At 72.3% G+C, this 15,118-nt stretch carries 10 protein-coding genes; 3 read left to right on the plus strand and 7 right to left on the minus strand.

The window, feature by feature from the left end:
- Nucleotides 1-18: 18 nt before the first annotated feature.
- From ACH34S_RS29050 to ACH34S_RS29075, 6 genes are all read right to left on the minus strand, one after another.
- On the minus strand, nt 19-528 hold the full coding sequence (locus ACH34S_RS29050) for a DUF6328 family protein (protein ID WP_395956003.1): 510 nt from the start codon (nt 526-528) through the stop codon (nt 19-21).
- Between the two features lie 33 nt (nt 529-561).
- Nucleotides 562-2,568, minus strand: a complete 2,007-nt coding sequence (locus ACH34S_RS29055) for a SpoIIE family protein phosphatase (protein WP_395956004.1) — start codon at nt 2,566-2,568, stop codon at nt 562-564.
- Nucleotides 2,569-2,643: 75 nt separating this feature from the next.
- The gene (locus ACH34S_RS29060; protein ID WP_395956005.1) at nt 2,644-3,489 is read right to left on the minus strand and encodes an ANTAR domain-containing protein; all 846 of its coding nucleotides are present in this window, start codon (nt 3,487-3,489) and stop codon (nt 2,644-2,646) included.
- A gap of 111 nt (nt 3,490-3,600) precedes the next feature.
- Nucleotides 3,601-4,023: a CBS domain-containing protein gene (locus ACH34S_RS29065; RefSeq protein WP_395956006.1), complete on the minus strand. Its 423-nt coding sequence runs from the start codon at nt 4,021-4,023 to the stop codon at nt 3,601-3,603.
- A 337-nt stretch (nt 4,024-4,360) separates the two neighbouring features.
- Nucleotides 4,361-4,981 carry a sigma-70 family RNA polymerase sigma factor gene (locus ACH34S_RS29070; RefSeq protein WP_395956007.1) on the minus strand — a complete coding sequence of 207 codons (621 nt, stop codon included), beginning with the start codon at nt 4,979-4,981 and terminating at the stop codon, nt 4,361-4,363.
- 448 nt (nt 4,982-5,429) lie between these two features.
- Nucleotides 5,430-8,567, minus strand: a complete 3,138-nt coding sequence (locus ACH34S_RS29075) for a M14 family zinc carboxypeptidase (protein ID WP_395956008.1) — start codon at nt 8,565-8,567, stop codon at nt 5,430-5,432.
- Nucleotides 8,568-8,996: 429 nt separating this feature from the next.
- Between ACH34S_RS29075 and ACH34S_RS29080 the strand changes: the two genes are divergently transcribed.
- The 3 genes from ACH34S_RS29080 (at nt 8,997) to ACH34S_RS29090 (ending at nt 14,129) form a co-directional block, all read left to right on the plus strand.
- A complete protein-coding gene (locus ACH34S_RS29080; RefSeq protein WP_395956009.1) occupies nt 8,997-11,672 on the plus strand; it encodes a SpoIIE family protein phosphatase in 2,676 nt (891 codons plus the stop codon).
- A 127-nt stretch (nt 11,673-11,799) separates the two neighbouring features.
- On the plus strand, nt 11,800-12,684 hold the full coding sequence (locus tag ACH34S_RS29085) for a hypothetical protein (RefSeq protein ID WP_395956010.1): 885 nt from the start codon (nt 11,800-11,802) through the stop codon (nt 12,682-12,684).
- A 155-nt stretch (nt 12,685-12,839) separates the two neighbouring features.
- Nucleotides 12,840-14,129, plus strand: coding sequence for a hypothetical protein (locus ACH34S_RS29090; protein WP_395956011.1), 1,290 nt, complete (start codon nt 12,840-12,842; stop codon nt 14,127-14,129).
- Nucleotides 14,130-14,143: 14 nt separating this feature from the next.
- Here ACH34S_RS29090 and ACH34S_RS29095 read toward each other — a convergent pair whose 3' ends face one another.
- Nucleotides 14,144-15,025, minus strand: coding sequence for a hypothetical protein (locus tag ACH34S_RS29095; protein WP_395956012.1), 882 nt, complete (start codon nt 15,023-15,025; stop codon nt 14,144-14,146).
- Between the last annotated feature and the right edge of the window lie 93 nt (nt 15,026-15,118).

Here is a 15,118-nt window from a genome sequence, read left to right on the forward strand (position 1 = left end):
CCAGGGGCCCGGCCGGGGTCAGGGGGCGTCGTCGCCGTTCTGGCGGCCGTTCGCGGTCAGCCGCGTCAGGTAGGGCTGGACGAACCACGCCCACCCGCACAGCGCCAGGACGATCACGGCCGTGACGACCGTCAGCGCGGCCTCCTCCTCCAGCGTCTCGACGATCAGCGTGGTGGCGGCGGTGATCGAGACGGCGAGCGCGAACGCGCCGAGGATCCCGAACCGGTTCGCGCGCCTGATCAGCAGCGGCTTCTGCCCCTGCTGGAACAGGATCCGGTGCTGGAACACGGGCGCGATGAAGCAGATGGACGCGAGCGCCGCACCGAACAGCGAGATGTAGAACAGCGGCAGGCCGTGGCCGTCCACCTTCTCGAACCCGGCCGCGAACGGCACGGTCAGCAGGAACGCGAACAGCACCTGCACCCCGGTGACCGCGACGCGGAAACCCTGCAAGAGCTCCATCAATTGCCGGTCGAGCCGTTCGTGGGGGGTCTCGTTGCGCGGCTTGTCCGCGGGGTCGACGCTCATGAAAACCGACTTACCCCGCAAAAAGGTGATCAGTCAGGCAAGGGTCGGCGGCTCCACGCGCAGGGCGAGCATCGACACGTCATCGCGGAGGTCACCGTCGCAGTACTCCAGCAGCGCCTGCTCCACCCCGGCGAGCATCCCCTGCGGGGTGTCGCCCGCGTGCGCGGCGAGCGCCTCCAGCAGGCGTTCCTGGCCGAACTCCTGCCGCATCATGTCGCACGCCTCAAGCACGCCGTCCGAATGCAGGAAGAGCGTGTCGCCGACGGTGAGGTCGACCGAGTCGAGGCCGGGCTCGAAGTCCTCGAACAGGCCGAGCGGGACGCCGCCGCGCGACGCCGACCTGATCACCCCGTCGGCGCGGACCACGATCGCCGGGGGATGGCCCGCCGTGCCCAGCGACACGATGATCTTCTCGGTCTCCATGGTCAGCCCGGCCATCACGGCGGTGACGAAGCGGTCCTCGTCCAGCAGCGTCTCGTTCACGATCCCGAGGACGTCGCCCGGACGCGCCTTCCACCGCGACGCCAGCCGCACGCAGTGCCGGGCCGTCGCCGTCACGGCCGCCGCGTCCTCGCCCTTGCCGCACACGTCGCCGAGGATCATGCCCCAGCCGTTCTCGGTGCGGAACACGTCGTAGAAGTCGCCGCCGACCTCCGAGCCGTGCGTCGCCGTCAGGTACTTCGCCGCCACGGTCACGCCCGGGATGGACGGCAGCGACTTCGGCAGCAGCCCCGCCTGCAGCGTCTCCGCGACCTCCGCGCGGCGCCGGTACAGCCGCGCCGCCCTGATCACCAGCGCGAGGTAGCGGCCGAGGCGCTGGACGACCCCGAGGTCCATCAGGTCGAACGGGCCGTAGTCGCCGCTCGCCGCCAGCGTGATCGTCCCGATCGCGCGGTCGCCGTCCTCGATCGGGACGCTCAGCACCGACGTCGCGCCGATCTTGCCGCAGACGGGATGCCCGTCCGGGCAGATGCCGAGGACGTCGAGGTTCTCCACATGCGGCCGCAGCGCGCTCTGCCGGGTCACGAACACGGTGTGCGGCAGCGTGCCCTCGGCCGGATCGACCTCTTCGAGCGTCCGGGCGGCCTCGATGGAACGCTCGTCGTCCGGGCCCATCACGACCTGCCTGCGCAGCAGCGGCGCCGAGCGGGGCGACGTGCCCGCCGCGTGCGCGCCGCCCTGCGGCGCCTGGCCGGGGCCGCCGTTGGCAGGGCCGGTCAGGTCGATGAACGCCCAGTCGGCCAGCTCGGCCGCCAGCAGCCGGGCGCACCGCCGGACCGCGACCGTCTCGTTGAAGACGGGCTCGTCCAGCAGCAGCTCGCTCGCGGTCGCGAGCACGTCCATCCGGTGCACGATCGTCGCGACGGCCTCGTCGTCGGGCGGCGTGCCCTGCCCGGCCCGCGCCTGCCCGGAACCCGCCGCCTCCCGGCCGCCCTTGGCGCGTTCCGGCGCGGCGATCTCGCCGGTGGGCTGGTCCGACGAGCCCGCGGCGACCACGACCATCGGGTCCGGTTCGCCGCGGATCCACACGCGGGCCAGGGTCACCACGGCGTCGACCGGACGGTCCCGGCCGAGGAACCTGACCTGGACGCGGCGCCGCCGCCCCGTCCGCACGACCGCCGCCAGCTGCGACCGCACCGCCGCGCGGGTCGCCATGTCGCAGAACGCCGTGAACTGCTTGCCCGACACATATCCCGACGACGTGCCGAGCAGCGTCGCCGCCTGCCGGTTCACCCGCCGGACGCTGGTGTTGCGGTCCAAGAGGAACAGCGGGACGGGGGCGTCCTGGAACACCGTGCGCAGCACCCGCCGCTCGGTCTCCGCCGCCGCCGACCCGCCCCGCCCGCCGGCCTGCTCGGTGCCCATCGTCCGCAGCGCGGTCAGCGCCAGTTCCAGCTCGACCAGCGCCGCGTCAAGGGTCGCCCGCAGGTCGGGCTCCGGCAGGCCGGCGGCCTGGCGCAGCTCGCCGATGCGCCCTTCGAGGTCCGAGATCTCCCGCATCAGGGTCTCGGGTTCGAGCTGGTCGGGCTGATCGTGCATCTGGTCTGCCTCTCGTCCGCGTCACACGGTGGAACCGGGCGCATGGACTCGTGGCCTCGCGCCCAGATCGATGACCTAGGGAAGGCCCTGATGACCGACGATACGCTGGGCGAGCGCGGTGAGCTTCACGTGACGCGTCTGCGAGATGCGCCGCAGCTCCGCGAACGCCTCGTCCGCGTCGCAGCCCAGGGCATGCATGAGGATGCCCTTCGCCTGGTCGACGACGGCCCGCGCCTCCACCGCCTCCTGCAGCTGGATGGCGGTGCGGTGCACGTTGTCGTACTGCCGGGTGTTCGTCACCGCCGCGCTGCCCTGCGCGATCAGCAGCGACGCGAGCGCCTGCCGCTCACGGGAGATCGCCTTCGGGGTCACTCCGTACAGGGTAAGCGTGACGAGGACCGGCGGATTCAGATGCGGCGTCGTGGTGAAGCAGCGCACCCCGCGCCGCAGCATGTCCGACATCGCCTCCGGCCAGCGGGTCTCGCCGAGGATGTCGTCGGAGGCCAGCGCGCGGCGGTCCATGACCACGTCGAAGATCGGCCCGTGCCCGCGGGACAGCTGCCGGTCGGTCACCTCGGCGAGATCGGGATGGCTGGCGGCGGCGGCCAGCGGCTCCGGCCTGATCTCCTCCGGCGCCGGGATCTCCGGCGGCGCGGCGTCGGGCCCAGGGTCCTGCGCCGGGACGCGCGGGACGTCCTGGTCGGCGTCCGGCGGCAGCCCGAGCGCGGAGCCCGGATCGTCGCCGGGCATCTCCGGCAGCGCCCACCGCACGCTCGCCGCCCCCGCGCACCCGGGAATGGCGCGCGCGGCGAGCTCCGTCACCCGGTGCAGGGTGCCGATGTCGGACGACTCGCCGACCATTCCCAGCCGGGCGATCTCCAACGCGAGCTGGTCCGTCAGGACCGTTTCGGTGGCCGTCACCCCTCCGACCTTATCCTGCGCCGCGGGCTCCTGCGCCGCCGGCGCCTGGCTACCGCCCCGGCCACGACGTCCTCGGTTGTTCATGGGGGTCCCTCGCGACGACCTGCGGGTTCAGTTGTTCGGCGGGGCTTTGCTGATCTCCGTCAGCGGCCCGACATGACCGTCGGACACGGCCAGGTCGCCGATGCAGATGATGCCCACGGGACGCTGCTCGTCGTCCACCACGGGCAGCCGCCGGACCGCCTGCTCCGCCATCAGCCGCGCCGCGGTCCCGGTGTCGTCATAGGGGCGGACGGTCGTCAGCTCCGCCGTGCACACGTCACCGAGGGGGGTGAGCGAGGTGTCCCGGCTCTCCGCGACGGCCCGGACCACGATGTCCCTGTCGGTGACCACACCGCACAGCCGTCCGGCATAGGTGACCAGGACGTCCCCGATCCCTCTGTCCCGCATGATCCGGGCGGCCTCGTACAACGTCGCGTCCAGCGGCAACGTCTGCGGCTCCACCGTCATGACGTCGCTGACCCTAGGGGGCATCGCGTGCACATCCTTAGTGTCTATTGCCTTTCCCTTCTCCTTCGGCCCTTGCGGGCCTCCATCGTCGGGAAATGCGGTGCGATCGCTGCATCGCTCCGTCTCGCCTTGGCGGCTCGCTGCGCGATCAGGTTCTCGCTCCGCTCGAACCTGGCTTCGCTCGCGATCGCGACTGTTGGGGTTGTTGCGAGGTGGCGGCCGTGGCAGGGGTTGACGCGTCCGCACCGATTTTGGGCTCGGTACCCGCTGTGCGACCCCTCATGCACCGTAAAGAGCGATCCCGTAGCCACGGGGCAGCTACGGGATCGGATCGTGCCATGCGGACATGGCGGGCTCAGGGCTATGCGGCCAGCACGTGGGCGGCGCGGTGGTCGGCGAGGGCCTCGCGGAGTTGCTTGCGGCCGCGGTGGAGGCGGGACATGACGGTGCCGATGGGGGTGCCCATCATTTCCGCGATCTCCTTGTACGGGTAGCCCTCGACGTCGGCGAGGTAGACGGCGTCCCGGAAGTCCTTGGGGAGGGCGCGGAGGGCGGCGACGACCTCGGAGTCGGGGATGCGGTCGAGCGCCTCGGACTCGGCGGACCGGAAGCCGGCCGACTGCGCCTCGGTCTGGGCGAGCTGCCACTCCTCCAGCTCCTCGGACCCGGCGCGCTGCGGCTCGCGCTGCTTCTTGCGGTAGGTGTTGATGAAGTTGTTGGTGAGGATGCGGTGCAGCCACGCCTTGAGGTTCGTGCCTTCTTGGAACTGGTGGAAGTTCACGTAGGCCTTGGCCAGGGTCTCCTGGACGAGGTCCTCGGCGTCGGCGGAGTTGCGGGTCATGCGGACGGCGCTGGCGTACAGCGGGTCGGCGAGCGGCAGGACGTCGCGCTCGTAGCGCTGGGTGTTCTCGATGGTCGCGGCACCGCTCGCGGCGCGAGTGCCCTTCGCACTGCGGCGGACAGGTGTGGTGACAGCGGTCATCGTCGCTCCCCGTGGTTAGTGGCCCCTTGGCGGGCCGGTTGCCGGCGCGTGTTCGGGGGCACGCGCGGACCGGGCGGACGAACCGCCCACCGTCAGGTAATACGTGCCACCGTTCCCGGCGGGTTCGTTCCCGTCCCCACCATGGGGAGGGCCGAGGCTTGTGCGTTGTGATCGGCGATGCCAGGGCGACCCCGTTCTGCGGGACGTCGCGGGCTGTGCTCGATCTGGGGGTACCACCCGCCGGTGGTCTTCCTGCCCTTAAAGACGCCTGGGAGGGCTCGGATGGTTGCACGTGGCCACGTGTCGTTCGTCACATGGAGCTGCGCGTTCTTCGATCTTGCGATATAGGGCCTGGTCGCGAAGCGGGCCCCGGCGCACGCGGGGCCCGGTCGCGAGACAGAGCCCCGGGAGCCCGGAGGGGGCGGGCTCCCGAGGCTCGGCGCGGGGGTCAGCCGAGCAGGTGCCGCAGCGACCTGATCATCAGAGCCCGCTGGTCAGCGGCCTGCTCGATGCCGAATCCGAGCAGGACGGTGTCCTCGGTCGCGACCGCGGAGACGGAGTCGATCAGCGCCTGCGCACGCGCGTACTCGGCGCCGTTTCCGGGGCTTCCGGCCGGGGCGCCCTGGATGGCCCAGGCGCCGAGACCGGTCTCGAAGCCCTCCGCGTCGGGCTGGCCGCCGGACGTGGTGAGCTTGGTGTCGTCGATGAACAGCCCGGTTCCTCCGGTGCCGGGGTCGCTGACGTAGGAGAGGGAGACCTCGACCTTCTTGCCCGCGTAGGCGGACAGGTCGTACGTCACCGGGACCCAGCCGTTGGAGTTGCCGGTGATGGCGTTCCACTGGCCGGACGATCCGGTGTTCCCGCAGGGGTTGCCCCTGGTCAGGTAGTGGCCGAGGAAGGGGTGCATGTCGAGCAGGTAGCCCTGCTCGCACTGCTCGGGGACGGTCGTCTTCGACAGGCCGCCCTTCTCGGGCAGCGTCGTCCAGTCATCGCCGCCGGCGGTGTGCGCCTCAAGGATGATGTTGTCGAAGCCCGTCTCTGTGCTGTAGGAGAGCTGGGCCTGCAGGGCGGGCGCCTGCGCGGCGGTGACCGTGGACAGGTCGATCGTCCGGGTCAGGCGCCGGTAGAGGCCGTCCTGATGCGGCCCGGCGACGTACCACTGGCCCTCGACCGGCTCGGTGGGTGCCGCCGCGCCCGTGTAGTCGCCGGCCTTCCAGCTGTTGAACTGCGGGAAGTCCGCCTTGGGCAGGACGGTCGAGGTCACCTGGAAGCCGCCCGCCTCGTTCAGCGGGTTGGACGCGGGGCCCGCCAGCTTCGACGTGACGCCGTCGAACGGCTTGCCCGTCCCGGTGAACGCGGTCGGTGCGCCCACGCGCTGCCGGTCGTACGCCCCCAGGTAGTACTGGAAGAAGTCGTCCGACAGCAGCTCGCAGTCGTCGCGGAAGTTGCCCGTGACGACGCAGGGCTTCTCCGGGTGGCCCTTCAGCCCGTAGTAGATCCCGCCGCCGTTGAGGCGGCTGACGGGGCCGTAGTACCCGGTCGTCTCACCGGTGTGCAGGAGTTTCCCGCCCTCGTTCAGGTAGGAGCGGACGGAGAGGAGCAGGTCCTTCTCCCGGTCCGCGACCTGCGAGTCGGGCTGGTCGCCGAGGTAGGTCTTGATCGGGTCGTCGGCGGCGTCCTGGGTGAGCCGGTTGTCGCCCAGGTACCAGACGACGGCGTCGAAGTGCTTCAGCACGCCGAGGTCGTGCGGGACGCCGTCCTTGTCGATGTCCCAGACGAGCGGCTTGTGCTTGGCGGCCTTGACGAGGTCGGCGTACTGCCGGGCGTAGCGCGGCTTGTTCGTCCCGGCCGGGTAGGTCGGGTTGATGCCGGTGTAGTCCTCGTCCGCGATGACCAGGACGTTCGCCTTGTGCTGGTCGCGGACGGTGTAGGTGAAGTGCTTGCTCTCCACCTGCTTGTAGCCCTTCGAGCCGGCGAACCACACCTCGACCTTGTCGCCCGGCTTCTGCTTGATCTTGGCTCGGTACTCGGCGTAGTAGGTGTCGTTCTCGTCGCCGAACCGCTCACCGCCGCGCCATTCGCGCAGGTCGGCGTCGCGGACGCGGCCGCCGTTGATCCGGTAGCGCAGCTCCTTGTGGCGCAGCGACCGGCGGATCACCGAGGCGACCTCCTGCGAGTAGCCGTAGGACGTGGTGAACGCGTCGGTCTCGAAGTCGGGCGCGGTGCGTCCGACGGCGGACACGGGCTCGTCCGGCTTCTTCGCCGACTTGGCGACCGAGAGCGCGAACGGGATGTTCTTCTCGAACTCCTTCTGGATGAGCGTCTCGTCGTCCGGGAACTCGAAGCCGCTGGCGCAGTCGCCGGGCTCCCACTCGTCGTCCGGGTCGGAGCGCGAGGCCGACTCGCAGGTCGCCATCTCCGGCGTGATCGACAGCGCGCCGTAGACGTTGTCGGCCTGGCCGTCGGTGTCGCCGTTGGTGGTGTAGAGCTGGGCGCCCAGCTCGGGCGTGTAGCCGGGGACGGCCGGGTGGTCGATGTCGCCGAGCAGCGCGTCGTGGATGGCGTCGTCCGGGCTGCGGGTCAGGGCCTGCCAGCCCACGCCGTGCAGCAGCAGCTCCGCCGCCGAGTGGTAGTTGACCAGGTAGGCGGGACGGACGTTCTTGTAGAGGCCCATCTGCGCCTGCGTCTCGGGCTCCGAGCCCGGCGCCGGTCCGCGGTAGGTCTGGCTGGTGCGCTGGTTGGACGAGCCCTCGTTGTCGTAACCCCACTTGTAGGGGAAGTTGCGGTTGAGGTCGACGCCGTCCTGGCCGGTGATCTGGCCGTCGCCGTCGTTGTCGCGGACGTTCTTGCGCCAGAGCCGGAACCCGTCCTTGAACGTCAGGTCATAGCCGTCGACGTTCACGACGGGGACGAACCACATCTCCGTCGTGTCGACGAGCTTGGTGACCTCGGGGTTCTTGCCGTACCCGTCCACGTAGTGGTGCAGCAGCCGGCGCACCATCTCCGGCGTGATCCACTCGCGGGCGTGCTGGGCCGCCTGGTAGACCACGACGGGCCGGTCGTGCCGCTTCAGGCTGTTCACGTCCTTGGTGACGCGGACGGCGGTGATCGGCTGGCCCGTGCCGGACTTCCCGATGTCCACGGCCTTCGCGATGGACGCGTTGGCGGCCGCGACGTTCAGCAGCTCCTCGCGGATGTTCCCGGGCCCGCTGTAGGGGCGGAACACCTTGGGCGCCGCGGCCAGCGAGCGCTGGCGGGCGTCCTTGCCGCCGATCTTCTTCACGGTGAGGCCGAGGCCCTGCCGGTTGAGCGCGGCCGCCTGCGCGGCGCTCATCACGGCTTCGACATGGACGCTGCCCTTCACGGCGCTCTTGGAGAACTTGACGTCCTCCCGGTCGAGGCCGAAGCGGGTCAGCAGCTTCACTTGGTCGGGGGCCAGCTCGGCCGCGTAGAGGTCCACGGCGGCGCCGGCGGACGCGGGTTTCGGTGCGGCGTTCACGGGGGTCGCCACCAGCGTTCCGATCAGGAGCGCGGCGGCAGCGAGGACGGGGGTGAGTCTTCGATGCCGGAACTTCGTGCGCGGCATTGCGCCTCCCTGGCAGGGATCACAAGTGTGGGGGTCGCGTGATCTTCTGCCGGGCGGACAAAGGGTGTCAATGGGGCAATAGTGCGCTATGCCGCTTTCGGCCATCCGAGCGGCCGGACATGGCCTCAGCGGCCCGTTCGCCGCCCCGGAACACCGACCTGAGGGCCACCGGGGAGCGTCCAGTGGGGACGCCCCGTCGCCCTGGCCACTCCTGGCCCACGCCCTACCTTGGCGGCGCCTTCCTTCTGTGCATCGCCTGGATCGCGCCTTCTGCGCACCGGCCGGCCGGTGACCCGCGCGGGCCTGAGCGAGCGCTCGCCGGACGAGTTCTGCGGACTCCCAGCGCGATCTTCTTACAGGGGGTAACGTCTCCTTTACCAGGAGTTGCCGGGAGCGTCGTGCATCCTTCGCTCCGGGAGGGGGCATCACATGGTCATCGCCGACCTGCTCGGTGTGGCGCGGATGACCGCCATCACCCTGAACGGGCGGGGGCGCATCGGCAATTGGGACGACACCGCGGTCGACCTGTTCGGCGTCGCCCGGCTCCAGGCCGTGGGCCGCTCGCCCGCCGCGCTGCTGCGGCTCCCGCCGGAGCACCGCGGCGTCTTCGAACCCGGGCTCTTCGGCCACGTCTGGTGCGGCGCCTGCACCGTGCCGCGCGTCGACGACGGCGTGCTCACCGAGGTCGGCTGGTGGATCTACCCCATCGAGCCCGGCCCCGGCGACCATGACGTCCGGGTGCTCGCGCTCGCCGCCGACCTGCGCCGGCTACGCCAGGACGGCCCCGGCGTCACCATCGGCGACCTGCCCGTCCAGCGGCCGGGCGGCGACGGGTGCCGCGCGTCCGGTGCGCGGCTGCTGCGCGTCGAGCCCGCGCTCGCGGAACCGTCGTCCGGCCTGGACGGCGCCCCGTACGCCGCGCCCTTCGCCGCGCGGCTGGCCGAACTGCTCCCCGCGCTCAGCCCGGACGCGTCCGCGCGGATCGCCTCCCGGGTGCTCGGCGTCGGCAGCCCGGCCGTCTCGCTCGGGCTGACCGTCCGGCTGCCGATCGTCCCGTGCGCGCCGTCCGCGCCACCCGGCCCCGTCCCGGTCCCCAGAACCGCCCCACCCCCGCCCCGCACAACCGCCCCACCGGGTACGACCGCCCCACCGGAAACGGGCGCGGCCCTACCGGAAACGAACGCCCCGCCGGAAACGAACAGCACGCCCAGCAGGGCCGACCCGCCGCCGCCCGACCCGCCCCAGGCCGGACGCCCACCCCGTACTGATGAGCCGCCCCGCTCAGTTCGACCGCCCCAAGCAGACCAGTCGCCGCTCCGACCGGATCCGCCTCCCCGAGCAGCCCGCTCGCCGTTCAGTTCATGCCCGGATGCACCGTATCCGCCCCCCGACCCGAGTCCGCACCCTGAGAAGGGATTGGAGACGATGGCCGTGAGGGAACCCCTGACCTATCTAGGCGAGGCCGGTCAGCAGATCGGCAGCTCGCTCGACCATTTGCAGGCCGCCCGGACGCTCGCCGAGGTGCTCGTGCCGCGGCTCGCCGACTTCGCCGCGGTCGAGTTGCTCGAAGGCGTCGTCGCCGACTCGGCGCCGCCGGCCGACGAGATCGACGAGACCACCCAGATGCGCCGCGTCGCGGTCGTCCACAACGACGAGCCGGGACGCTGGGACGCCGCCACCCCCGAAGGCGAACCGCTGCTCCTGTCGCCCGGCACGCCGTTCGTCCAGGCCATGCGGACCGGACGGCCCGTCCACATCCCCCGTGTCGGCCCCGAGCAGGCGGCCGAGATCGCCGCGTCCTTCGGCGGCGACGACGGGCTGCGGGCGCTGTTCACCGGCCGGGCGCTGCTGGTCGTCCCGCTGATCGCCCGCGGCCGCGTCCTCGGCACGTTCAAGCTGCTGCGCAAGCCCGACCGGGAGCCGTTCGGCGAGCTCTGCCTCGCCATGATCGACGAGCTGGGCCGCCGCGCCGCGCTGTGCATCGACAACGGGCGGCTGTACCGGCGCGAGGTCCAGGTCGCCGAGGAACTGCAGCGCAGCATGCTGCCCGACGACCCGCCGGAGGTCGCGGGCGCGCGCGTCCGGTACCGCTACCGGCCCGCCGAGCAGGCCGCGAAGGTCGGCGGCGACTGGTTCGACGCCATCCCGCTGCCCGGCTGCCGGCTCGGCATCGTCGTCGGCGACGTGATGGGCCACGGCCTCACCTCCGCGGCGATCATGGGGCAGCTGCGCACCGCGGTCCGCACCCTCGCCGCCGAGGACATGCGGCCCGCCCGGCTGCTGCGCCAGCTCGACGGCCTCGCCCGCCGGCTCGGCGAGGACTACCTCGCCACCTGCCTGTACGCGGTGTACGACCCGGTCGAGCGGCGGTGCACGTTCGCCAATGCCGGGCACGTCCCGCCGGTCCTGGTGTCGGCGTTCGGCGACAGCCGCGTCCTGCCCGTCCCGTCCGGGGTGCCGATCGGCGTCGGCGGCGAACCGTTCGAGGCGATGGAGGTCCAGGTGGAGGACGGCTCGCAGCTCGTCCTGTGCACCGACGGCCTGCTGGAGCGGCGCGGCCACGACATCGACCACGGGCTGGAGGAGCTGCGCGGCCGGCTCACCGACGCCACCCCCGACCTCGACCTCACCTGCGACACCCTCCTCGACACCCTCGGCGCGGCCACGCCCGCCGACGACGTCGCCATCGTGGCGGTCGGATTCGACGGCATCCCCAAGGAAGATGTCGCCGCCTGGGAGCTCGACCCGGAGCCGGGCACCGTCCCGTGGGTGCGCGGAGAGGTCGCCGCCAAGCTCGCCGAATGGGCCCTCGAACCGCTCACCGACACCGTCCAGCTCCTGGTCAGCGAGCTCGTCACCAACGCGCTCCTGCACGGCGCCGGCGCCATCGGGCTCCGCCTGATCAAGGGCCGGACCCTGCTCTGCGAGGTCTACGACGACGGCGCCGACCTGCCCCGGCTCCGGCACGCCGAGGACACCGACGAGACGGGCCGCGGCCTCCAGCTCGTCGCCCACCTCGCCACCCGCTGGGGGACGCACCGCGCCGAACCGGGCAAGGTCGTGTGGTTCGAGCACGACTACCCCACGCCCCTCCCGCCACGGTGACCTGCGCGGACAAGGCGTTCATGGCGGTGCTGTGAGGCAAATGTCCCGTCGCGACGGATAGTTTCCAACGCTCCAGTGGGCTCTGATCGATAGTGTCGCCGCTCATCGCTGCCCACGGGGGAATCTGTTGGGTGAGAATCTGACGCTGCCGGTCCCGGAGACGCTCTACGGCACCTACGCCGTGGCACTCCCCGAACCGTTGGCCGACCCGGCCCGGACGGCCCACGACGAGGTCGCGCGGCGCACCGCCCCGCCGCTGCGCGGCCTCGTTCTCGGCATGCTCGACAGCCCCATGCTGACCCTCGACCAGCGTCCCGCGTCCCAGTTCCCGCCGCTGCCCCGCGACCTCCTCGCCGCCTACGGAGCCGCGCCCGCCGACCTCGCGGCGGTCGACGCCGCCCCCCACATCCTCGCCGTCAGCGCCGCGTACCGTCCTGGCCGCCCGCCCGCGCACGAATGGTCCGCCCGGACGGTCGCGGGCGCCGTCGCCGCCGCGCTGGGCGCGCCCGTCGTCGACGTGTTCACCCCGCAGATCCTCACGCTCGGCCACCTGGAACGCTCCCTGCCCGGCCCGGACGGCGCCGTCCGGCTCACCGACTGGATGCTGCTGCCGCACACGTCCGGCCCGGACGGCTTCTACTTCACCACCAACGGCCTCGCCAGATACGGGCTGCCCGAACTGCAGACCGAGCACGTCCCGCCCGATCTCGTGGAAGCGTGGGGGCGCCTCCTCAACGGCCTCGCCCGCCGCGTCCTCGACCTCTGGCTGGACGTGCTGCCCGCCGGCGAGCAGCCCCTCGTCGTCGACCTCCCCGAGATCATCTCCGTCGGCCTGGGGGACATCGCCGCCGCTCAGGGCGCCGACGAGCCGCTCCACCGGGAGGTGGCCGTCCGGCTGCGCCTGGACACCGAGCCGGAGCCGATCCTCACCGTCCTGCCCGCGCACGGCGGCCCGGACGGCCTCGAAGCCCTGTGCACGGCCCTGTTCGGTACCCCTGAAAGCAGCCGATGACCTTGCCGATGATCTTGATCTGAGCGCAGGATCGGAACGTGAGAAACGGCCCGCGTGACCGTCCGAGCCCCGAACCCGAAGACCCGGCCCCCGGCCCCCCGGAACGGGACCCTGCCGCACCGCCGCGTCCCGGCCCATATCCGGAGGACGTCCGCGTGGCGGGCCCGCCCCCCGCGACCCCCGAAGACGCCCAGCCCCCTTCGGACTGGGTCCCCGTCCAGCCACCGGCCGAGCCTGCGGCACCGCAGCCGGAACCCCCGGCCACCGAAGAGCAACGCCCCGAGCCGCCGCCGAACTGGGGTGCCTCTTGGACGCCCCACGAACCGGCCGCCGAGCCTTCGTGGACGTCCCAGACCCCTCCCCCCGAGGTCCCACCGGCACGCGGGCGCCATGAGGCCCCCGCCGACCCGGCACAGGAGACGCCGCTCTGGGTACCGCATGAGCCCAGCGCCGAAGAGCCGCCGCCGGCCCGGCCCGCGCAAGAAGCACCGCCGCCCAGAGACACCCCGGCATCGTGGGGGCAGCACGAACCGGCCCGCGAATTCCCGGGCCGGCATGAACGCGCCGCCGACGAGCCGTTCCTGCCGGGAAAGGGCCTGGCGGCCGAGCCGCCGTCCATGACCACGGCACCCGACCCGCACTGGTCGGCGGTCCCGGAGCCGCGCTGGGGAGAGCCGCAGGAGACGGCCGCGACCCCGGGCCCGATGGCCGATCCCGCCCGGCGCAAGGCGCTGGCGGACGCGTTCGTGGCCGAGTTCGTGAGCAGCACCACGTGGCGGGCCACGCTCGCGGTCCTGGAGGGGGCGTTCCCCGGCCTGGGCATGGCGGGGCGGCTGTCGCACCAGACCGACGACCTGTGGCGGACCATGGACGCCGTCGACCGGAAGGCGGCCGCGAAACTCGGCGTCCCCGTGTGGCTGGACGACGCCGGAATGGTGTTCGACCTCAGCGCCCACCTGAGGCCGGTGTCGCTCCAGGCCCCGCCCGGTGGACGGGTCGGCCCGCCCCGGGCGTCGAAACCGTACGCCGGGGCGTTCGTCATCGACACGCTCGACCCGCTGCGCTACCACCGGGCGGTGGGCGGGCCGCGTGCGCCCCGCGACCTGCCCGGGCAGGGCGTGCCGGTGCCGCCGATCCCGGAGGACGACGACAGCGGCGTCGTGATCGTCGCGAACTTGACCTCGGCGGGCGTCCGCGTGCTGGACTCCGCGGGGCTATGGCGCTACGCGGGCCACGTCGTCACGGCGACGCTGCACGAGGTGCCGCGCCCGGAGACGCGGTCCCGGACCCGCAGGGCGCTGTGGGCGCTCCGGCGCGTGGTCTTCGTCGATCCGGACCTCGGGCTCGGCCTGTGCCTGCAGATCGACGCGGGCCGCGTGCCGCGCTGCCTGCTGGCGTTCGGCGTGGACCGCACGGAGGGCGCGCCGCGCTTCGTCCGCCCCTAGGCGCCGGAGCGCGGCTAGTCGTCGGAGCGCAGCCAGGACAGGTCGCTCTGCCGGTCGGCGGGCAGCTCGCGGAGCCGGTCCACGAGCTGCCACGGCTCGGTCGGCGGCGCGTCGTCCGGCAGCACGCCGCAGACGAGCGCGGTCTGCGTACTGACGGCCGTGAACGGCCCGAACCGCGCGACGCCCCCGCCGCGCAGCGCAGCCAGCTCGGTCAGCAGCGCGTTGAGGGCGGACGAGTCGTGCGGGTCGTACAAACCCCGGACATACGAGAGCAGGTCTTCGGCGAGCACCTCGGGGCGGCGTCCAGAAAGGTGGTAGACCGTTCCGCGATAGGCGCCGGTGGCCTGCGCGGAACGCTGGTCACGCACCCGGACGCGCAGCCCGTACTCGGCGGCGCACCGCTCGTACGCGCCGGCGAGCAGCGCCTCCGCCTCGCCCTCCTCGCTGAGCACGACGCCGTTGACGACGCCCTCCTCGCGGTCGAGGCGGTCGAGCATCTCCTGGTGCAGCTCCAGGACGTCGCGCTCCACCGCGTCCAGCGAGCGGGCCAGGGCGTGCTGCGCGTCGCGGTCGAGATCGACGCCCGCGAGCTCGCCGGAGATGTCGCCGAACTCCTTCTCCAGCCGCTCGACCCGTCCGGTGAGGGCGTCGAGCCGGTCGAGCACGTCCGTGTCCGGGACCTCGGGACGCGGTGGCGGCGGGATCGGGATCCCGGCGGGCTCGGTCGCCTCGTTCACCACCGCCGAGAGCGCCTCGTGCCGCCGCACCAGCTCCGACACCTGGCTACGCAGTTCGCGCAGCTCCGCCTGCGCGCGAGGGAGCCGCTTGTCGGACGCCAGATACAGCTCACGTCCGCCGATCGCAAGGCAGAGCAGGACCAGGATCAGGGTGGTCATGGTCACGACGATAACCACACACGGCCCCGTTGGCCGAGACCGCAACAGATCTCGTCCAAAACCCTCCGGATTTTCCCCGCCGCCGGCCGGCGG

It is taken from the genome of Actinomadura sp. 3N508 (genome assembly GCF_044326375.1).
Classification (GTDB): Bacteria; Actinomycetota; Actinomycetes; order Streptosporangiales; family Streptosporangiaceae; genus Spirillospora.